Raw genomic sequence first — 20,045 nt, forward strand, 5'->3', positions numbered from 1 at the left:
GTCATGGTCCCGTCCGATCTGGTGCCGTTACCGGTCCGCCGCTGTCTGCCTGCCGGCGGATCCGTTGTCATCGTGGCGTCGATTCGCGCTCGCCTCCCTGTGCGGGGACCGGAAGCCGCGCGCGGTCATCTGCCTCGGGATTCACTGTCGATGAATCGCGCGCGGATGACCTTGACGCAGGTCAATTTCCATCGAAACAGGGGTGGTGTCAATGCGAGCGAGCCCTGTGAAAAGGCCTCTTTCGCTGGGCCGCGGCCGGAATATCCGGGGGCCTTTCGGGGATGCGTGCGAACCGTTCGCAACACCGAGGTATTCCGCGCGCGAATCCATCGCGGTGCGCGGGAACGGAAGGAGAAGAACGCGGGGCCGTTCGCGCCGGCGCCCCCGCGCGGATCAGCGCGCGGCCAGTTCGCGCGCGCGCTGCACGAGGCGCGCGGCCTCGGCATCGTCGACCTGGCCCGTGACCTTGGCCGGGCGGCCCGAGATCAGCGAGCGGTCTGGAAAGACCTTGCCCTCGGTCAGCAGCGCGCCGGTGGCGACGATGCATTCGCGCCCCACCACCGCGCCGTTGAGCGCCACGGTGTCCTCGCCGACCACCGAACCGTCGCCGATGGTGCAGCCGTGCAGCATCACGTGCCGCTCGACCGTCACGTCGGCGCCGATGGTCATCGGGAAGCCGGGGTCGGCATGCAGCATCACGCCGTCCTCGAGGTGGCTGCCCGCGCCCACGGTGATGGGCTCGTTGTCGCCGCGCAGCACGCAGCGCGGCCCGATGCTGCTGCGCGCGCCGAGCACGACCTGGCCGATCACGCTCGCCGTGTCCGCCACGCGCGCGCTGGCGTCGATGGACGGTTCATGCTCGTCGAGTCTGTAGAGGGTCACGCCGTTCTCCTGGACAAAGGCGTCGATGGTAGCGGCTCGCGACCCGTCGGCGCTCAGTGCGGGAGTTCGCTGCGTTCGATGTGCTTGCGGCGCATGGGCCGCAGCACGAACCAGGCCATCAGCGCGGCAACGGCATTGACGCCGCTCGCGACGAAGAACACCGCCTCCCAGCTGCCGGTGCTCGCGGCCAGCACACTCGACAGCGGCACCAGCAGCGAGGCCGTGCCCTTGGCGGTGTAGAGCATGCCGGCATTCGAGGCCGCGTACTTGCCGCCGAAGGTGTCGGCGCAGGTCGAGGGGAACAGGCTGTAGATCTCGCCCCAGGCGAAGAACACCATGCCGGTCAGCACCACGAACAGCAGCGGGTTGTGGCCGTACTTGTAGAGCATCAGGATGCCGACCGCCTCGATCGCGAAGGCGATGAACATGGTCTGCTCGCGGCCGATCTTGTCCGACACCCAGCCGAAGAACGGCCGCGTCAGGCCGTTGAGCACGCGGTCGATCGCCAGCGCGAAGGTCAGCGCGGGCAGCACCAGGCCCATGATGTTCACCGGCACGTCGATGATCTTGAAGTCCTTGGCGATCGGCGCGAGCTGCGCGGTCGCCATCAGGCCGCCGGCGGCCACCATCACGAACATCGCGTACATCACCCAGAACACGGGCGAGCGCAGCACCTCGGAGGGCGCGTAGTCGCGGCGCGACTGCTGCACGTTGCGGGTGTTCACGGCCTTGGCATGCTCGGGCGCGCGCGTCAGCATCCATGCGAGCAGGAACACGATCAGTCCCTGCCCGATCCCAAAGTACAGGAAGGCGGCCTCGTAGCCGCTGTTCTTGATCATGGCCGAGATCGGGATGATGGTGAGCGCCGAGCCCGCGCCGAAGCCGGCCGCGGTCATGCCCGCCGCGAGGCCGCGCCGGTCAGGGAACCACTTGAGCGCATTGCCCACGCAGGTGCCGTAGACCGCGCCCGCGCCGATGCCGCCGATGGCCGCCGCGATGTAGAGCACCGGCAGCGAGGCCGCGAAGGAGTTCATCACCCAGCCGATGCCGCAGAGCACGCCGCCCACCAGCACCACGGGACGCGGGCCGAAGCGGTCGACCAGGTAGCCCTCGATCGGCACCAGCCAGGTCTCGGTGAGCACGAAGATGGTGAAGGCCACCTGGATCGCGGCGCGGCTCCAGCCGTGTTTCTCCGCGATCGGGTTGACGAACAGGGTCCAGCCGTATTGGAGGTTGGCGATCATCGCCATGCACACGATGCCGATCAGGAGCTGCCCCCATCGGTAGCTCTGCGAGCGCTGCGCCGCCGCGGCGCCATGGTGTCCCGAGGGGGAGTAGATCGCGGGGTTCGCACCCGCGATCGTGGTCGTTTGCCGAGTCATTGAATGTCCTTCATCTTTGTGTTTGAGTTGAAGTCCGGCGGATCGCATCGAGGCGCCGCCGGTTTCGTTTCGAGTCACCGGTCCCCGAAGCGGAGATGCGAACAAGTACGGCGTCGCATCGCGCAATCGACACGCTTCGGCTGATCCTCCGGTCCCGTCGGCCCCGCTTCGCGGCACCTTCGACCCGCAGCCTCCTGCGTGCGGATGACTGTCGGATGGAGCGACCCAAAAACTCTTGACCCTCGTCAAGTTCCCTCGAAGGGAGCCCGCTCGGGACCCCCGTGAATTCCCTAGCATGGGTGTCTTAGCGCGCGATGAGATCGCGTCGCTTGATGCAAGTCGGTGGCGTCTTCGGCATGCCCCTCGCGATCAGGTCGACCGCATCGCAGCCCACTCTGGAGTGCCTCCGCGTGCCCTGCTCGCGAAATGGGCATGTCACTCGTGGTTTGCCCTAATCCAGGGTAAACCCTATAATTCGGAGGTTCGCATTCCCACCCACCCCGTCACTCACCCGCATTCGGAGCACATCCATGAACAACACCGCACTGAATTCCACCGCCCTCAAGGCCCCCTCCTTCGCCTCGAACGGCGTGCTGCGCGACCTGATCGCCGCGCTGCCGATCGTGATCTTCGCCAAGGCCGTGCGCGCCGCGCTGCAACAGCGTTGAGAGCCGGAGCCCTCGAGGCTCCACCTCCAAAAAAAAGAGCGCCGAGAGCGCTCTTTTTTTTCGCCTTCAGATCGCCGGATCGAAGGGCACGATCTGCGAGATCAGCGCGGTGCCGTCGTGCAGCAGGAAGTCCTTGAAGGCCTGCGCCACCGGCGGCAGCCGCTTGCCGCGGCGGTGCACCACGTACCAGTTGAGCATCAGCGGAAAGCCCTGCACGTCGAGCACCCGCACGCTGCCCGCGCGCAGCTCCTGGCTGATGGTGTGGGCCGACACGAAGCTCACGCCCATGCCCGCGATCACCGCCTGCTTGATGGTCTCGGTGCTGCGGATCTCCATCGCGATGTTGATCTCGCTCAGCGCGGCGCCGAAGCCCTCCTCCATCGAATGCCAGGTGTCGGACGCGCGCTCGCGCACCACGAAGGGCTCGCGGATCAGCCGCTTGAGCGGCACGCCCTTCACGCCCACCAGCGGATGCGTGGGCGCCGCGATGATCACGTAAGGGTGCGGCGCGAAGGGCTGGTTCAGCGTGTCGAGGTCGGTGGGCGGCCGCACCATGATCGCGAGGTCGGTGAGGTTCTCGGCGATGTGCGTGAGCAGGCCCTCGCGGTTGTGCACGGTGAAGTTCAGGGTCACGCCGCGGTGCCGGCCCGCGAACTCCACCAGCAGGCGCGGAAAGAAGTAGTCGCCCGCGCTGATCACGCCCACGTTGAGCTTGCCGCCCGAGATGCCCTTGAACTGCAGCATCGCGTTCTCGGCCGCCTCGAACTGCTGGATGATCGCGCGGCTGAGCTGCAGCAGCTCGGTGCCCGCGGCCGTGAGATAGACCTTCTTGCCGAACTGCTCGAACAGCGTGTTGCCGGCGTGGTCCTCGAGCTTGCGCACCTGCGTCGACACCGCGGGCTGCGTGAGGTGCAGCTCCTCGGCCGCGCGCGAAAAGCTCAGGAGCCGCGCCACCGCCTCGAAAACCTTCAACTGGCGCAGGGTCGCGTGCTTCATGGGGATTCCTGGAGAACTGCTTCGTTCGGAAGTCCCATGCTATGGCCGGCGGCGCGCGGGCCGCATGACCGCGGTCAAGTATTCGCGATCAGGAATGGTTTGGAATACGCGCGACGTGCAGCAGGTTGGTGGTGCCCGACTGGCCGAAGGGCAGGCCCGCCACCACCACCACCTTCTGGCCGGGCTGCGCGAAGCCCTCGGCATGCGCGGTGCGGCAGGCGCACTCGATCATCTCGCCCACGTCGTGCACGTCGTCCACCAGCACCGCATGCACGCCCCACACCATCGCCATGCGGCGCGCGGTCGCCATGTCGGGCGTGAGGCTCAGGATCGGCACCGCGGGCCGCTCGCGCGCCGCGCGCAGGCTGGTGAAGCCCGAGGAGGTGTAGGTCACGGTGGCGGCCGGCGCGAGCAGCGCGGCCACCTGGCGCATCGAGGTGCAGACCGCGTCTGCGGTGGTCGACTGCGCGCTCTCGTGCGTGGCGTCGATGCCGGTGCGGTACGAGGGATCGGCCTCCACGCGCGCGACGATGCGGTCCATCATCGCCACCGCCTCGAGCGGGTACTTGCCCGAGGCCGACTCGGCCGAGAGCATCACCGCGTCGACGCCGTCGTAGACCGCGGTCGCCACGTCCGACACCTCGGCGCGCGTGGGCACCGGCGCGGCGATCATCGACTCGAGCATCTGCGTGGCCACCACCACCGGCTTGCCGCGCAGCCGGCAGGCGCGCACGATCTGGCGCTGCAGCTCGGGCACGCGCTCGGGCGGCAGCTCGACGCCGAGGTCGCCGCGCGCGACCATGATGCCGTCGCAGCGCTCGACGATGGCATCGAGATGCTCGATGGCCGCGGGTTTCTCGAGCTTGGCCATGATGGCCGCGCGCGTGCCGATGATCTCGCGCGCCTCGTCGATGTCCTCGGGCCGCTGCACGAACGAGAGCGCCACCCAGTCCACGCCCATCGCGAGGCCGACGTCGAGGTCGTCGCGGTCCTTCGGCGTCAGCGGCGAGATCGGCAGCAGCACGCTGGGCACGTTGACGCCCTTGCGGTCGGAGATGGGGCCGCCCACCAGCACGGTGGTCTCGGCGAAGTCGGCGCCGTGGCGGTCGACGCGCAGCCGCAGCTTGCCGTCGTCGAGCAGCAGCTCGGTGCCTTCCTGCAGCGCGGCGAAGATCTCGGGATGCGGCAGGGGCGCGCGGCGGCCGTTGCCGCTCGCGCGGTCCATGTCGAGCCGGAAGCGCGCGAGCGCCTCGAGCTGCGCACGGCCGCCCTCGAAGGTGCCCAGCCGCAGCTTCGGCCCCTGCAGGTCGAGCAGCACGCCGATCGGCCGGCCGAATTCCTTCTCGAGCCGGCGGATGGTCTCGAGGCGGCGCGCATGGTCGTGCTGCGTGCCGTGGCTGAAGTTGAGGCGGAACACGTCCACGCCACGCTCGAACAGCGCGCGGATCGCGGGCTCGTCGGAAGTGGCGGGACCGAGCGTGGCCACGATCTTGGCGCTGCGAAGGCGTCGCATGGTGTCGGTGTCCTCAGGCGAGTTCGCGCAGCCGGACCTGGCCGCGCTGTTCTTCCATGGTTCGCGCGAGAAGCTTCACGAGCGAATACACGGTGTCGATGTGCGGGGTCGAGGTCTCGGTGAGCCGCGCGAGCTCGACCACCGCGCCGACCAGCGCGTCGATCTCGGGCGCGCGGCCGGCTTCCACGTCCTGCAGCATCGAGGTCTTGTGCTTGCCGACCTTCTCGGCGCCGGCGATGCGCTTCTCGAGCGTCACGCGGAACTCGATGCCGAGCTTGTGCGCCACGGCCTGGGCCTCGCGCATCATCGCGGCCGCGAGTTCGCGCGAGGGCGGGTACTGGCAGATGTCGACCAGGGTCGAGTGCGAGAGGCTGCTGATCGGGTTGAAGGTCAGGTTGCCCCAGAGCTTGAGCCAGATCTCGGCGCGGATGTTGTCGAGCACCGGTGCCTTGAAGCCCGCGTTGGCGAAGCAGGCCGCGATGCGCTCGACGCGCTCGGTGGTCGCGCCGTCGAGTTCGCCGACCGGGAAGCGGTCGCCCTCGATGTGCTTGATGACGCCGGGCGCGATCAGCTCGGAGGCCGGATAGACCACGCAGCCGATCACGCGCCGCGGCGGGATCTTGGCGTTGAGCACGCCCTGCGGATCGACGCTGCGCACGGTGGTGCCCTCGAGCACGCCGCCGTGCTTCTGGAAGTACCAGTAGGGAATGCCGTTCTGCATGGTCACGACCGCGGTCTCGGGCCCGAAGAGCTTGGCCACGTCGTCGACCACGGCCTCGACCTGGTGCGCCTTCATCGCGAGGATCACGAGGTCCTGCGGCCCCGCCTCGTCGTAGCGGTCGGTGGCCCGCACGTTGCGCGCCACCTGCTCCTCGCCCTCGGCCGACACCAGCTTGATGCCGTTGGCGCCGATGGCCTGGAGGTTGGCGCCGCGCACGATGAAGGTCACGTCCTCCCCGGCCAGCGCGAGTTTGGCGCCCACCAGGCCGCCGATGGCCCCCGCGCCGATGATTGCTATCTTCATGTCGATCCCCAAGAGTTGAAATTCTTCGCGTCAGCCGAAGCGATTCGAGAGGCGGCCAATGCCGTCGATCTCCACTTCGACCAGGCTGCCGGGCTTCATCGAGCCCACGCCCACGGACGTGCCGCACAGGATCACGTCGCCGGGATGCAGGCTCATGTCCTGCGAGATGAGGCTGACCAGCCGCTGCACCGAGAAGCGCATGTCGCTGATCGGATAGTTCTGCCGCTCCTCGCCGTTGAGCACGGTGCGCACCACCAGCGTGGCGGGATCGAGGCCGGTGGCGATGGCCGGGCCCATGGGGCAGAAGGTGTCGAAGCCCTTGGCGCGCACCCACTGCGCGAACGAGGCATCGCGGTTGAGGATGTCGGCCACGGTGACGTCGTTGGCGCAGGTGTAGCCGAACACGTGCTCGAGCGCGCGCTCCTCGGAGACGGCGGTGGCGGTCTTGCCGATGACGATGCCGAGCTCGCCCTCGAACACGACCTTGCCGTCGCACAGCGGCTTGCGGATCGGCGCCTCGTGGGCCGAGAAGGAGTTCGGCGCCTTCAGCAGGTAGAGCGGCTCCTCGGGCACGGCGAGCTTGAGCTTCTCGCCGAGGGCGTGGAAGTTGTTCCACAGCGCGATGACCTTGGTCGGCTCGCTCGGCGACAAGAGGCGCAGGCCGGCCAGCGCGAACACGCGGCCGGTGGGCTCGGGCGTGACGTACATGTCGCCGCGGTACTCGCGCACGGCGTCGTCCTCCAGGGTGCCGAAGGCGGCTTCTCCGGCGTGTTCGAAACGGACCCAACGTTGTGGCATGTTGTGCTTTCTTTTGATGCTGTGAATGCGGGTGGGAGGACGGGCGCTGCGAATGCGGGGCCTAGTCGAACGGCAGGTAGTCGGGGACGACCAGCGAGGCCAGCAGCTTCCCCATGTCGGCCGGGTTGTCGGTCACGTGGATGCCGCAGGCCCTCATGACGGCGAGCTTCTCGTGCGCCGTGCCCTTGCCGCCGGAAATGATGGCGCCCGCATGGCCCATGCGCTTGCCGGGCGGCGCGCTGGCGCCGGCGATGAAGCCGACCACGGGCTTGCGCATGTGGGCGTGGATCCAGCGCGCGCACTCTTCCTCGGCATCGCCGCCGATCTCGCCGACCATGATGACGGCGTCGGTGCGCGGGTCGTCGTTGAACATCTTCAGCACGTCGATGTGCCGCAGCCCGCCGACCGGATCGCCACCGATGCCGACCACGGTCGACTGGCCGATGCCGAAGCGCCCGAGCTGGCTCGCGGCCTCGTAGGTCAGGGTGCCCGAGCGCGAGACCACGCCGATGCGGCCGCGCTGGTGGATGTGGCCCGGCATGATGCCGATCTTGATCTCGTCGGGCACGATGAGGCCGGGGCAGTTGGGCCCCAGCAGCAGGGTCTTGCGCCCTTCCATGCGGCGGCGGGTGCGGATCATGTCGCGCACCGGAATGCCCTCGGTGATGCAGATCACGAGGTCGAGCTCGGCATCCACGGCTTCATCGATGGCGGCGGCGGCGAAGGCCGGGGGCACATAGATGACCGAGACGGTGGCGCCGGTGCGGGCCTTGGCTTCCTTGACGGTGCCGTAGATGGGAATGCCGGCCATGGCCTGCCCGGCCTTCATGGGATTGACGCCGGCGACGAAGCAGTGGCGACCGTGGCCGTACTCGAGGCAGGCCTGGGTGTGGAACTGGCCGGTCTTGCCGGTGATGCCCTGCGTGATGACGCGGGTGTGGCGGTTGATGAGGATCGACATCTTTTTCCTTTACCGCTCTGGGGGGCCTGTTCTTGTTTTGCTGGAACTGCTGTTCGGGGCGCGTGCACAGGACAGCGGGTACTTCCCTCCGCGAGCCCGCAACGAACGACAAAAAGCCCGTTGAAAAAAGCAGCAGCAATTCATCGCTGCCCCTTGGGAACCCGAGCCACGACAACCGCCTGCCGAGCCGCCTCGCCGATGTCCTCGGCCCCGATGATCTGAAGGTCCGACTGCGCGAGGATGGTCCGCCCCAGATCCTCGTTCGTGCCCTTCATGCGCACCACCAGCGGCACCGACAGAGCCGTCTCGCGTGCCGCGGCGACGATGCCGTGGGCGATCACGTCGCAGCGCATGATGCCGCCGAAGATGTTGACCAGCACCGCCTTCAGGCGCGGGTTGCGCAGCATCAGCTGGAAGGCCGCGGTGACCTTCTCCACGCTCGCGCCGCCGCCCACGTCGAGGAAGTTGGCCGGCGATCCGCCATAGAGCTTGATCGCGTCCATCGTCGCCATCGCGAGGCCCGCGCCATTGACCAGGCAGCCGATGTCGCCGTCGAGCGAGATGTACGACAGGTCGAACTTCGAGGCTTCGATCTCCGTCGGATCCTCCTCGTCGAGGTCGCGCATCGCGGCGATCTCGGGCTGGCGGAACAGCGCGTTCGGATCGAAGCTGAGCTTGGCGTCGAGCGCCATCAGCCGGCCGTCGCGCGTGCGCACCAGCGGGTTGATCTCGGCCAGCGAGGCGTCGCTCGCATCGAAGGCCTGGTAGAGCTTCTGCATGAACTCGCGCGCCTGCACCACGTCGCGGCCCGCGAGGCCGATCGAACGTGCGAGCGCATCGGCCTCGGTCGCCTTGATCCCCGTCTCGGGGTCAATGAACAGCGTGTGGATCTTCTCGGGCGAGCGCGCGGCCACCTCCTCGATGTCCATCCCGCCTTCGCTCGACGCCATCAGCGCCACGCGCCGCGCACCGCGGTCGACCACCATGCCGAGGTAGAACTCCTGGTCGATCTCCACCCCCTCCTCGATCAGCAGCTGCTTCACCACCCGGCCCTCGGGCCCCGTCTGGTGCGTGCGCAGCGTCATGCCGAGCAGCGCTTGTGCATGGCGGCGCACCTCCGCGCCCGACCAGGCCAGCTTCACGCCGCCGCCCTTGCCGCGGCCACCCGCATGGATCTGCGCCTTCACCACCCACGAACGCCCGCCGAGCCGGGCCGCGGCTTCGGCCGCCTCGTCGCTCGTGCGGCAGACGAAACCGCGCGGCGTCGCCACGCCATGGCGGCGCAGCACTTCCTTGCCCTGGTATTCGTGGATGTTCATCGAATTCGCCGTTGATTTATTGATTCAATTTCAATTCAGGCGCCGAGTTCGGCACCGCGGCATTCGGCCCAATTGAAATAACGCTTCGACAACGGGGCGGAACCTTCGCCTTCGCGGCGCTTGTAGGCTTCCTTCTTCTGCTCGATCGCATCGGCCAGGAATGCGGCGTCGTAGGCGCGCAGCAGATGCGGATGATTGGTCTCGAGATAATGTCCGATGCGCTTTTCGGGTTCCTGCGCCGTGCCCATCAGGTCGCAATAAGTTTGCCGGTCCCAGTGCCAGCGCAGCCCCAATTCGTAGAAGGCGGCGTTGTAGGCATTGCGTTCGGTCTCGTCGAGCCAGTATTGGACGGGCGTGAGGTTCTGCATGGTCTGCTCCTTTCGAATGACTGCCGCGCGGTGAATTGAATGACTTGCCGGCATGTTCAAACTGTAGAAGTGCAGAACGATAAATAACAGTCAAACTATTTTATTGAGAGCATTCATTTGGAGTTATGCATGGCTCCAATTCAACTCAAGAAAACAAGACGAACGAATCCCTTCGCCGCCGGCCATGCCATTGGCGAATCGATTGCGGATTCGTTCGAATTGGCGCGGAATTACCGCGCCGCGTTCTTCGTCGTCAGATCACGCGTTCGGCGCGCAGCGCCGCCACGTCTTCCAGGCCGTAGCCCAGCTGCATCAGCACTTCCTCGGTGTGCTCGCCCAGGAGCGGCGAGCGCTTCACCTCGGTGGGGCTGTCCGACAGCTTGATCGGATTGCCCACCGTCAGGTACTTGCCGCGCGTGGGATGGTCGACCTCGACGATGGTCCCGGTCTCGCGCAGCGATTCGTCGGCGGCGATCTCCTTCATCGAGAGGATCGGCCCGCACGGAATGTCGTACTGGTTCAGGATGTCCATGGCCTCGAACTTGTCCTTGGTCATGGTCCATTGCTCGATGCGCGCGAAGATCGGCTTCAGGTGCAAGAGGCGCGCGGCCGGCGTGGCGTAGGCCTCGTCGGTGATCCAGCCTTCCTCCCCGATCACCTTGCACACCGCCGGCCACACGGCCGCCTGCGTGATGAAGTAGATGTAGGCGTTGGGGTCGGTCTCCCAGCCCTTGCACTTGAGGATCGAGCCGGGCTGGCCACCGCCCGAGGCGTTGCCCGCGCGCGGCACCGCGTCGCCGAACTTGCCGTCGGGGTACTGCGGGTATTCGTGCATGGTCCCCGTGCGTTCCAGCCGCTGCTGGTCGCGCATCTTCACGCGGCACAGGTTGAGCACCGCGTCCTGCATCGGCGCCAGCACCTTCTGGCCGCGGCCGGTGCTGTTGCGCTGGAACAGCGCCGCCAGGATGCCGAGCGCCAGGTGCAGTCCGGTACCGCTGTCGCCGATCTGGGCGCCGGTCACCATCGGCGGGCCGTCCTCGAAGCCGGTGGTCGACGCCGCGCCGCCGGCGCACTGCGCCACGTTCTCGTAGACCTTGCAATCGGCGTACTTTCCGGGGCCGAAGCCCTTGACCGAGGCCACGATCATGCGCGGGTTGAGCTTCTGGATGTGTTCCCAGGTGATGCCCATGCGGTCGAGCGCGCCGGGCGCGAAGTTCTCGACCAGCACGTCGCAGGTCTTGATCAGCTCGTCGAGCACCTGGCGCCCCTTGGGGTTCTTGGTGTCGAGCGTGATCGAGCGCTTGTTGTGGTTCAGCATCGTGAAGTAGAGGCTGTCCACACCGGGAATGTCGCGCAGCTGGCCGCGCGTGGCATCGCCTTCTCCGGCGCGCTCGACCTTGATGACGTCGGCGCCGAACCAGGCCAGCAGCTGCGTGCAGGTGGGGCCGGATTGCACGTGGGTGAAATCGAGGATGCGGACACCCTCCAGCGCTTGACTCATCGACTGTCTCCTTCTTTGATCGTGGTTTCCGCTTCTAGCAGACGAGCGCGCAGTTTGCGCTCTTCCGCGAATCGGGCTGTCTCGTCGCGGACGATGGCGACGATGCCCGAGACCTCGCGTTGCGGCGAAAACAGCATCGACACCGTGAAGGCGATCGACAAGGTGCGGCCGTCCTTGTGCAGGGCCGGCACGCGCAGCAGATCGGCACCGTATTTGGTGATGCCGGTGTCCATGGTCTTGTGGTAGCCGTCCCAGTGGCGCTGCCGCTGGCGCTCGGGAATGATGAGGTCGAGCGAGCGACCCAGCGCCTCGGCTTCGGTGAAGCCGAAGATGCGTTCGGCTGCGGGGTTCCACAGAACGATGGCCCCGGCCGCATCGCACACCATGATGGCATCGCCCGCCCCTTCGACGAGCTGCCTGAAATCCACTGAAGCTTGCATGCTGGCCTCCCGCCTCGACGCATCCGAAATACCGCGCCCCCCGGCGCTTCGTGGACTGGAAAAGCCCCGGGGGAACGCCTGGCTCAGACTGCCTTCGCTTCGTGCAGCGCGGCGATCTGCTGTTGGCTGTAGCCGAGCTCGGCCAGCACGTCGTCGGTGTGTTCGCCCAGCAGCGGCGAACCGGTGATCTCGGGCTTGAGGTCCGAGAACTTGATCGGGCTGCCCACGGTGAAGTAGGTGCCGCGCTCCTTGTGCGGCACTTCCACGATCGAGCCGCTCTTGCGCAGCGATTCGTCGTTGAGCAGTTCCTTCATCGTCAGCACCGGCGCGCACGGGATGTCGAACTTGCGCAGGATGTCGACCGCCTCGAACTTGGTCTTGTCGGCCAGCCAGCCCTCGATGGTCGCGAAGATGTCGGTGATGTGCGGCTGGCGCGCCTTGGCGGTCATGTAGTCGGGATCGGTCTTCCACTCGGGCTTGCCGATGGCGTCGCAGATCGGGGCCCAGGCATGGCCCTGCACGGTGAAGTAGATGTAGGCGTTCGGGTCGGTCTCCCAGCCCTTGCACTTGAGCACCCAGCCCGGCTGGCCGCCGCCGCCGGCATTGCCGCCGCGCGGCACCACGTCGCTGAAGGTGCCGTGCGGGTACTGCGGGTATTCCTCGAGGTAGCCCAGGCGATCGAGGCGCTGCTGGTCGCGCATCTTCACGCGGCACAGGTTGAGCACGGCGTCCTGCATCGAGCAGGCCACGCGCTGGCCCTTGCCGGTCTGCTCGCGGCCGATGATGGCCGTGAGGATGCCGATCGCCAGGTGCATGCCGGTGTTGCTGTCGCCCAGCGCCGCGGCGCTCACGGTCGGCGGGCCGTCCCAGAAGCCGGTGGTGGAGGCGGCGCCGCCCGCGCACTGCGCGACGTTCTCGTAGACCTTCAGGTCGTCGTAGTGGTGGCCGTCGCTGAAGCCCTTGACCGAGGCGACGATCATCTTCGGGTTCAGTTCCTGGATGCGTTCCCAGCTGAAGCCCATGCGGTCGAGCGCACCGGGGCCGAAGTTCTCGACCAGCACGTCCGATTCCTTGATCAGCTTCTCGAGCACCACCTTGCCCTCGGGCTGCTTGGTGTCCAGCGTCAGCGAGCGCTTGTTGCTGTTGAGCATGGTGAAGTACAGCGCGTCCACGTCGGGGATGTCGCGCAGCTGGGAGCGAGTGACGTCGCCGGCGCCGGGGCGCTCGACCTTGATCACGTCGGCGCCGAACCAGGCCAGCAGCTGGGTGCAGGCGGGGCCGGCCTGCACGTGCGTGAAGTCGATGATCTTGATGCCGTTGAGAGGTTTGTTGCTCATGTCGAATCTCCTGGAATGAAAGAAATCACTTCTTCTTGGCCGTGGCCGGGTTGAGGCTGGTGATGCGGCCGCTCTCGGTGCCCGCGGTCTCGTCGATGACGGCATTGATCAGGGTCGGGCGGCCGGTGGCGACGGCCTCGGTCAGGGCCTTCTGCAGCTCGTCGGCGGTGGTCGCGTGCACGCCCACGCCGCCGAAGGCTTCCATCAGCTTGTCGTAGCGCGCGTTCTTCACGAACACCGTGGGCGCCACGTCGGGCGTGCCGCTGGGGTTCACGTCGGTGCCGCGGTAGACGCCGTTGTTGTTGAACACGATCACGCAGATCGGCAGGTTGTAGCGGCAGATGGTCTCGACCTCCATGCCGCTGAAGCCGAAGGCGCTGTCGCCCTCGATCGCGATCACCGGCTTGCCCGTGACCACGGCCGCGGCCACCGCGAAGCCCATGCCGATGCCCATGATCCCCCAGGTGCCGACGTCGAGGCGCTTGCGCGGCTCGTACATGTCGACGATGCTGCGCGCGAAGTCCAGCGTGTTGGCGCCTTCGTTGACGACGATCGCATCGGGCCGGGCCTTGACCTGGTCGCGGATCACGCTGAGCGCGCTCTGGAAGTTCATCGGCGAGGGACGCGCGGCGAGCGTGGCGGCCATCTTCGACAGGTTCTTGTCCTTGCGCTCGGCGATGGCGCCGGTCCACTCGGTCGGCGGCTTGGCCCACTTGGCGTCGATGCCCGCGAGCAGCGCGGCCACGCAGGAGCCGATATCGCCGATCACCGGCGCGGCGATCGCCACGTTGCTGTCGATCTCGGTCGGCGCGATGTCGATCTGGATGAACTGCTTGGCGCCCTTGTCCTGACCCCAGGTCTTGCCCTTGCCGTGCGAGAGCAGCCAGTTCAGGCGCGCGCCCACCAGCAGCACCACGTCGGCTTCCTGCAGCACGTAGGAGCGCGCGGCGGCGGCCGACTGCGCATGCGTGTCGGGCAACAGGCCCTTGGCCATCGACATCGGCAGGTAGGGGATGCCGGTCTTCTCGACCAGCGCGCGGATGTCGGCATCGGCCTGGGCGTAGGCGGCGCCCTTGCCCAGCAGGATCAGCGGCCGTTTCGCGCCCTTGAGCAGGTCGAGCGCGCGCTGCACGGCATCGGCGGCCGGGATCTGGCGCGGCGCGGGGTCGATGACCTTGATCAGCGAGTTCCTGCCCTTGATGGCGTCCATCGTCTGCGCGAACAGCTTGGCCGGCAGGTCGAGGTACACGCCGCCGGGGCGGCCCGAGACGGCCGAGCGGATGGCGCGCGCGATGCCCACGCCGATGTCCTCGGCGTGCAGCACGCGGAACGCGGCCTTGCACAGCGGCTTGGCGATCGCCAGCTGGTCCATCTCCTCGTAGTCGCCCTGCTGCAGGTCGACGATCTCGCGCTCGCTGGAGCCGCTGATCAGGATCATCGGGAAGCAGTTGGTGGTGGCGTTGGCCAGCGCGGTCAGGCCGTTGAGGAAGCCGGGCGCCGACACCGTGAGGCAGATGCCGGGCTTCTGCGTGAGGAAGCCGGCGGCAGCGGCGGCATTGCCGGCGTGCTGCTCGTGGCGGAACGAGATCACGCGCATGCCCTCGGCCTGCGCCATGCGGGTCAGGTCGGTGATCGGGATGCCCGGCAGCGCGAAGATGGTGTCGATGTCGTTCAGCTTCAGCGCGTCGATCACCAGGTGGAAACCATCGGTGGTTTCCGCTTCCGGCGCTTCCTGCGTCATCTGCTGGAGGGCGCGCGCGACGAGTTGCTGGTCGTCGGCGGCGCCGTTGGCTGGCCGGCTCTTGGGCTTGATCGCCTCGTCGAGCGTCGTGGCCGCCTCTTTGGCTGTGCTAACTGAAGACATGTCTCTCCTTCTGCTGGGGTGAATGGCCGAGGCCCGAGCCGCGACTATGATTCGGGCCATCCTTTCGGCCGTTGACCTCGGTCAACTTTCCCGAAAACGGCGCCGACCCCCGATGAAGCGGCGCCGCAGGCGACGAAATCGAGCAAGACGGTGACCATGACGTTGTTGGAAAACCACCCGGAGAAGAACATCATTCGCGCCCAGCTCCGGCAGAACATCCTGCTCAAGGACCTGAACGAGGGCGAGCGCGCCGAGCTCGAAGCCCACCTGGTGATCGTCGACGGCAACAAGGGCGATTTCCTGCTGCACCAGGGGGTGCGGGAGATGGAGCAGTACTTCATCCTCGACGGCATCCTCAAGCGGGTGGTGAGCAACCCGGAGGGCAAGGAGATGATCCTGCGCTTCGCCGACGAGAACGACATGGAGACCAGCTACGCGGCCATGCGCCTGGGCACGCCCACGCCCTACGGCATCGTCTGCGTCACCAAGGCCCGCGTGGCGAGCCTGCCGCTGAAGGAATGGACCACCTTCCTGGCGCACCATCCCCAGACCAAGGAACTGTTCGAGTTCCTCGTGATGCGCGGCATGAGCGAGATCATGGCGCACACCATCACGCTGCACCTGCTGGACGCGCCGGGCCGGGTGCACCGTTTCCTGCGCAAGCACCCCGAGCTCGTGGACCGCATCCCGAGCAAGGAGCTCGCGTCCTACCTCAATCTCTCCGCGGAAACCCTGAGCCGGCTGCGCAAGCGCGGGAAGATCTGAGGTCGCGCCAGGCCCTTAGGTCTGCTTCGCCGACGCGAAGCGCCGGGTCGTCGCCATCAGCCGCAGCTGGTTGTCCACCGCGCCCACGCCCTCCACCGCGGCCGTCACGGCCTCGGTCTGCGCGCGCTCGTCCGCGTCGAGCACGATGCCGCGCAGGCTCACGCGGCCATGGTCGGCCTCCACCGTGACGCGAATGTCGGCCGTGGCCGCGCCGTCCTTGAGCGCCGCCTTCACGCGTGCCGCCAGCGCCATGTTGGCCAGCAGCGCGCGCGAACGCGCGGTCTCGGCGAACTCGGGCCGCGCCGCCAGCGCGCGGATCTGCGCCACGCAGCTGTCGACCGTGAGGCGGTCGGTGTTCAACACCAGGTCGTAGAGCACCGGGTCGCCCCAACTCACGCCGAACTGCGCATGCATGCGCGCGGCATGCGCCTCGTCGCTGCGCCGGATCTCGGCCTCGGCGAACTCGGCGTCATCGGTCTCCAGGTGCGTCATCAGCCAGTCGATGCGCTTCTTGAGCGAGCGCGTGATGCGCACGCACACCACGTGCGGCACCGGCCGCAGCAGGCAGGTGGCGCCCCAGCCGCGCAGCACCACGTTGCCGCGGTCGGCCAGCGCGAACAGTTCCTCGGCCGTGTAGAGCGCGAGGCTGCGCCGGTCGGCGGTGAGCCGCTCGACGAAACCGGCCTTGCCGCCGCGCAGGCGGCCGATCAGGCTGGTCGAGACCTGCATGCGGTCGGCGACGCGCTCGATGACCTCGTGGCGCATCAGCTCCAGCCCCATCTCCTCGGCGAGCTGAACCGACACGTCCTTGGCGAGCGAGCCCATTTCCTGGGTCAGTGCGATGACGGGCATGGCGTGGCCTCCGTGCTCAATCGACCGGCCGCTCGACGGCGAACTCGTCGGGCTTCTTCGGCTTGAAGAGCGCCAGCAGCTTGGCGATCAGCGGCCAGAACAACAGCGTGAGCGCCAGGGTGGTGATGCCGCCGACCAGCGGGTTCGAGAACATGATCATCACGTCGCCCTGCGACACCAGCATGGCCTGGCGGAACGAGTCCTCGGCCTTGTCGCCAAGCACCAGCGCCAGCACCAGCGGCGCGAGCGGGAAGTCGAGCTTCTTGAACAGGTAGCCGATGATGCCGAAACCCAGCATGAACCAGATGTCGAGCATCGCGTTGTGCACGGTGTAGGCACCGATCGCGCAGATCACGATGATCACCGGCGCGATGATCGAGAACGGGATGCGCAGGATCGAGGCGAACAGCGGCACCGTGCTCAGCACCACGATCAGGCCGACGATGTTGCCCAGGTACATGCTGGCGATCAGGCCCCAGACGAAGTCCTTCTGTTCCACGAACAGCAGCGGCCCGGGCTGCAGGCCCCAGATCAGCAGGCCGCCCAGCAGCACCGCCGCGGTCGGCGAGCCCGGGATGCCGAGCGCCAGCATCGGCAGCAGCGCGCTGGTGCCGGCCGCGTGCGCCGCGGTCTCGGGCGCGACCACGCCCTCGGCCTCGCCGGTGCCGAACTTCGAGCCGCGCTTGGACATCTTCTTGGCCAGGCCGTAGGCCATGAACGAGGCCGGCGTGGCGCCGCCCGGCGTGATGCCCATCCAGATGCCGATCAGCGAGCTGCGCAGCGAGGTCATCCAGTACTGCGGCAGCTGCTTCCAGGTCTGCAGCACCACCTTCGGATCGATCTTCGCGCTCTTGCCCGAGAACTTCAGGCCTTCTTCCATCGACAGCAGGATCTCGCCGATGCCGAACAGGCCGATCACCGCGATCAGGAAGTCGAAGCCGCGCATCAGCTCGGGCTGGCCGAAGGTCAGGCGCAGCTGGCCCGTGACCGTGTCCATGCCCACGCTGGCGAGCGCGAAGCCCAGCGCCATCGAGGCCAGGATCTTGAACGGCGAGCCCTTGCCCATGCCCACGAAGCTGCAGAAGGTCAGCAGGTAGACCGCGAAGAACTCGGGCGAGCCGAACTTCAGCGCGAACTTGGCGACCAGCGGCGCGAGGAAGGTGATCATCACCACCGCGAGGAAGGCGCCCACGAACGACGAGGTGAAGGCCGTGGTGAGCGCGGCGCCCGCGCGGCCCTGCTGCGCCATCGGGTAGCCGTCGAAGGTGGTGGCCACCGACCACGGCTCGCCCGGGATGTTGAACAGCACCGAGGTGATGGCGCCGCCGAACAGCGCCCCCCAGTAGATGCACGACAGCATGATGATCGCCGAGGTCGGCGACATCGTGAACGTGAGCGGCAGCAGGATCGCGACGCCGTTGGCGCCGCCCAGTCCGGGCAGCACGCCGATCAGCACGCCCAGGATGATCCCGACGAACATCAGGCCGATGTTGGTCGGCGTCAGGATCACCGAGAAGCCCTGCATCAGGGCACCGATTTCTTCCATTTCGCTTGTGCTCCGTGAGGTGTCAGTAGCCGAGGAACGAGAGCGGATCCAGGGCGCCCTTGAACAGCGGCACCTTGAACCAGACCTCGAACATGAAGAAGAACAGCGTGTTCACGGCCAGCGCCGCGAGCGCGGCCTTGACCCAGGAGTACTTGCCCAGGATCACCATGAACAGCGCGATGTAGACCGCCGAGGCCACATACAGCCCGAGCAGCGCGATGCCCAGCACGTAGACCAGGGCCGGCAGCAGCACCGAGAGCACGCGCTTGAGCTGCTCGCGGTCGACGAAGACCTCGGTGTTGCGGTTCTTGCCCAGCAGCGACTGGTAGAGGATGCCGATGCCCGAGATCGTGATGATCAGGCCGATGAAGAACGGGAAATAGCCGGCGCCCGGACCGTCGCTGGTCCAGCCCGCGCCGAGCCGGCGGCTTTCGAAGACCACCACCAGGCCGGCCACCAGCAGCAGCAATGCCACCACCGCCTCGACCTTGTTCGTGGCCACGCCCGTGCGCGCGGCCGGGTCGGATACGTTGTCGTCGTGCTCCATGGAGCCCCCATCGTGTTGTTGTCTGGACAGAGAGAAAGAACCGGGCGCGACGGCACGCGCCCGCGCGGGCGCATGCACACGTCGAACGAGGCATCGCGGCGGCGCGCCCGGCCGCCGCTGCCCGCTGGCCTACTTGCTGGCGGCCAGGAAGCCGGCCTCGGTCATCAGCGTCTTGTGCGTGATCTCCGCGCTGGCGAGCCACTTCTCGAAGTCGGGGCCGGTCATGAAGGTCGGGTTGAAGGCGCCCTTCTCCATGTATTCCTTCCACTCGGGCGTGGCGGCCACCTTGGTCAGCAGGTCCTTGTAGAAGGCCAGCTGCTCGGGCTTGACGCCCGGCGCCATGAAGATGCCGCGCAGCATCGTGTACTTGGCCGGCACGCCCGCTTCCTTGCAGGTGGGCACGTCGTTCCACGACTGCGTGTCGGTGACCTTGGCCTTGAAGGGCATGCGCTCGTCGTCGAACACGCACAGCGGGCGCAGCTTGCCCGCGCGCCATTGGGCCACCGCCTCGATCGGGTTGTTCACGGTGGAGTTCACGTGGCCGCCCACCAGTTGCACCGCGACTTCGCCGCCGCCCTTGAAGGGCACGTAGATGAACTTGGTGCCCGTGGCCTTCTCGAGCGCGACCGTGATGATCTGGTCTTCCTGCTTCGAGCCGGTGCCGGCCATCTTGAACTTGTTCGGGCCCGCCGCCTTCACCGCGGCGATGTACTCGCCGGCCGTCTTGTAGGGCTGCTCGGCGTTGGTCCACAGCACGAACTGGTCGAGCGCCAGCATCGCCACCGGCGTCATGTCCTTCCAGTTGAAGGGCACGCCCGTGGCCATCGGCGTGGTGAAGAGGTTCGACAGCGAGATGATGATCTTGTGCGGATCGCCCTTGGCCTCCTTCACTGAGAGAAAGCCTTCGGCGCCCGCGCCGCCCGACTTGTTGACGACGATCAGCGGCTCCTTCATCAGCTTGTACTTGATGACGATGCCCTGCAGCAGCCGGCCCATCTGGTCGGCGCCGCCGCCGGTGCCGGCGGGGATCACGAACTCGACGGGCTTGGCCGGTTCCCAGGCCTGTGCGGGGGTGGCGATGGCCATGACCGCGGCGGCGGCGACGGTGGCCAGGACTCGTGCGCGACACGCGCCGAAGCGCGCAATGAAATGCTTCATCTGTTGTCTCCTGCTGTAGAGGTGCGCTCTCTTTTGTAGTGAGTCTGAGCCGGATCCGAACAGCGCCGATGGTGCGCGTGCGCGAAACGCGCCGGCTTGATCGCGGTCAATTTTTTGAAGATTG

General features: G+C 67.2%; 19 protein-coding genes. 2 read left to right on the top strand and 17 right to left on the bottom strand.

The window, feature by feature from the left end; all coding sequences use genetic code 11:
* Nucleotides 1-393: 393 nt before the first annotated feature.
* Together ACODT0_RS06705 and oxlT are read right to left on the bottom strand one after the other, a co-directional pair.
* Complete coding sequence (locus tag ACODT0_RS06705) at nt 394-882, bottom strand: gamma carbonic anhydrase family protein (protein ID WP_093347789.1); 489 nt, start codon at nt 880-882, stop codon at nt 394-396.
* A 53-nt stretch (nt 883-935) separates the two neighbouring features.
* Entirely contained in the window at nt 936-2,264 is a 1,329-nt protein-coding gene (gene oxlT / locus ACODT0_RS06710) for an oxalate/formate MFS antiporter (RefSeq protein ID WP_489040913.1), read from the bottom strand.
* Between the two features lie 530 nt (nt 2,265-2,794).
* Here oxlT and ACODT0_RS06715 point away from each other — a divergent pair.
* Nucleotides 2,795-2,932, top strand: a complete 138-nt coding sequence (locus tag ACODT0_RS06715) for a hypothetical protein (RefSeq protein ID WP_172705325.1) — start codon at nt 2,795-2,797, stop codon at nt 2,930-2,932.
* Between the two features lie 66 nt (nt 2,933-2,998).
* On the opposite strand, the gene ACODT0_RS06720 is transcribed toward ACODT0_RS06715, so the two are convergent.
* The 11 genes from ACODT0_RS06720 to oxc all read right to left on the bottom strand — a co-directional run bounded on the left by ACODT0_RS06720 (nt 2,999) and on the right by oxc (nt 15,053).
* A complete protein-coding gene (locus ACODT0_RS06720; RefSeq protein ID WP_261217699.1) occupies nt 2,999-3,928 on the bottom strand; it encodes a LysR family transcriptional regulator in 930 nt (309 codons plus the stop codon).
* An 88-nt stretch (nt 3,929-4,016) separates the two neighbouring features.
* On the bottom strand, nt 4,017-5,441 hold the full coding sequence (gene pyk / locus ACODT0_RS06725) for a pyruvate kinase (RefSeq protein ID WP_057590863.1): 1,425 nt from the start codon (nt 5,439-5,441) through the stop codon (nt 4,017-4,019).
* 13 nt (nt 5,442-5,454) lie between these two features.
* Entirely contained in the window at nt 5,455-6,465 is a 1,011-nt protein-coding gene (locus tag ACODT0_RS06730) for a 2-dehydropantoate 2-reductase (protein WP_489040914.1), read from the bottom strand.
* A 30-nt stretch (nt 6,466-6,495) separates the two neighbouring features.
* Entirely contained in the window at nt 6,496-7,263 is a 768-nt protein-coding gene (locus ACODT0_RS06735; RefSeq protein ID WP_479670846.1) for a fumarylacetoacetate hydrolase family protein, read from the bottom strand.
* A gap of 61 nt (nt 7,264-7,324) precedes the next feature.
* Nucleotides 7,325-8,224 carry a succinate--CoA ligase subunit alpha gene (gene sucD, locus ACODT0_RS06740; protein ID WP_489040915.1) on the bottom strand — a complete coding sequence of 300 codons (900 nt, stop codon included), beginning with the start codon at nt 8,222-8,224 and terminating at the stop codon, nt 7,325-7,327.
* Nucleotides 8,225-8,364: 140 nt separating this feature from the next.
* Nucleotides 8,365-9,543, bottom strand: a complete 1,179-nt coding sequence (gene sucC, locus ACODT0_RS06745) for an ADP-forming succinate--CoA ligase subunit beta (RefSeq protein ID WP_489040916.1) — start codon at nt 9,541-9,543, stop codon at nt 8,365-8,367.
* A 35-nt stretch (nt 9,544-9,578) separates the two neighbouring features.
* The gene (locus tag ACODT0_RS06750; protein ID WP_489040917.1) at nt 9,579-9,911 is read right to left on the bottom strand and encodes an HAD family hydrolase; all 333 of its coding nucleotides are present in this window, start codon (nt 9,909-9,911) and stop codon (nt 9,579-9,581) included.
* Nucleotides 9,912-10,164: 253 nt separating this feature from the next.
* Complete coding sequence (frc, locus tag ACODT0_RS06755) at nt 10,165-11,412, bottom strand: formyl-CoA transferase (protein WP_057590857.1); 1,248 nt, start codon at nt 11,410-11,412, stop codon at nt 10,165-10,167.
* On the bottom strand, nt 11,409-11,852 hold the full coding sequence (locus ACODT0_RS06760) for a PAS domain S-box protein (protein ID WP_203202883.1): 444 nt from the start codon (nt 11,850-11,852) through the stop codon (nt 11,409-11,411). The genes frc (ACODT0_RS06755) and ACODT0_RS06760 overlap by 4 nt, the downstream gene beginning before the upstream one ends.
* A gap of 83 nt (nt 11,853-11,935) precedes the next feature.
* Nucleotides 11,936-13,189, bottom strand: coding sequence for a formyl-CoA transferase (gene frc / locus ACODT0_RS06765; protein ID WP_057590855.1), 1,254 nt, complete (start codon nt 13,187-13,189; stop codon nt 11,936-11,938).
* A 25-nt stretch (nt 13,190-13,214) separates the two neighbouring features.
* Entirely contained in the window at nt 13,215-15,053 is a 1,839-nt protein-coding gene (gene oxc, locus ACODT0_RS06770) for an oxalyl-CoA decarboxylase (protein ID WP_057590854.1), read from the bottom strand.
* Between the two features lie 156 nt (nt 15,054-15,209).
* On the opposite strand from oxc, the gene ACODT0_RS06775 reads away from it, so the two are divergent.
* On the top strand, nt 15,210-15,818 hold the full coding sequence (locus tag ACODT0_RS06775; protein WP_057590853.1) for a Crp/Fnr family transcriptional regulator: 609 nt from the start codon (nt 15,210-15,212) through the stop codon (nt 15,816-15,818).
* A gap of 15 nt (nt 15,819-15,833) precedes the next feature.
* On the opposite strand, the gene ACODT0_RS06780 is transcribed toward ACODT0_RS06775, so the two are convergent.
* The 4 genes from ACODT0_RS06780 to ACODT0_RS06795 form a co-directional block, all read right to left on the bottom strand.
* Entirely contained in the window at nt 15,834-16,670 is an 837-nt protein-coding gene (locus tag ACODT0_RS06780) for a cytidylate kinase family protein (RefSeq protein WP_057590852.1), read from the bottom strand.
* 16 nt (nt 16,671-16,686) lie between these two features.
* Nucleotides 16,687-18,216, bottom strand: coding sequence for a tripartite tricarboxylate transporter permease (locus tag ACODT0_RS06785; RefSeq protein WP_261211472.1), 1,530 nt, complete (start codon nt 18,214-18,216; stop codon nt 16,687-16,689).
* 22 nt (nt 18,217-18,238) lie between these two features.
* Nucleotides 18,239-18,763 carry a tripartite tricarboxylate transporter TctB family protein gene (locus tag ACODT0_RS06790; RefSeq protein ID WP_057590850.1) on the bottom strand — a complete coding sequence of 175 codons (525 nt, stop codon included), beginning with the start codon at nt 18,761-18,763 and terminating at the stop codon, nt 18,239-18,241.
* A 129-nt stretch (nt 18,764-18,892) separates the two neighbouring features.
* Nucleotides 18,893-19,921 carry a Bug family tripartite tricarboxylate transporter substrate binding protein gene (locus ACODT0_RS06795; RefSeq protein WP_082321838.1) on the bottom strand — a complete coding sequence of 343 codons (1,029 nt, stop codon included), beginning with the start codon at nt 19,919-19,921 and terminating at the stop codon, nt 18,893-18,895.
* Between the last annotated feature and the right edge of the window lie 124 nt (nt 19,922-20,045).

Source organism: Variovorax sp. FG153, assembly GCF_057809595.1.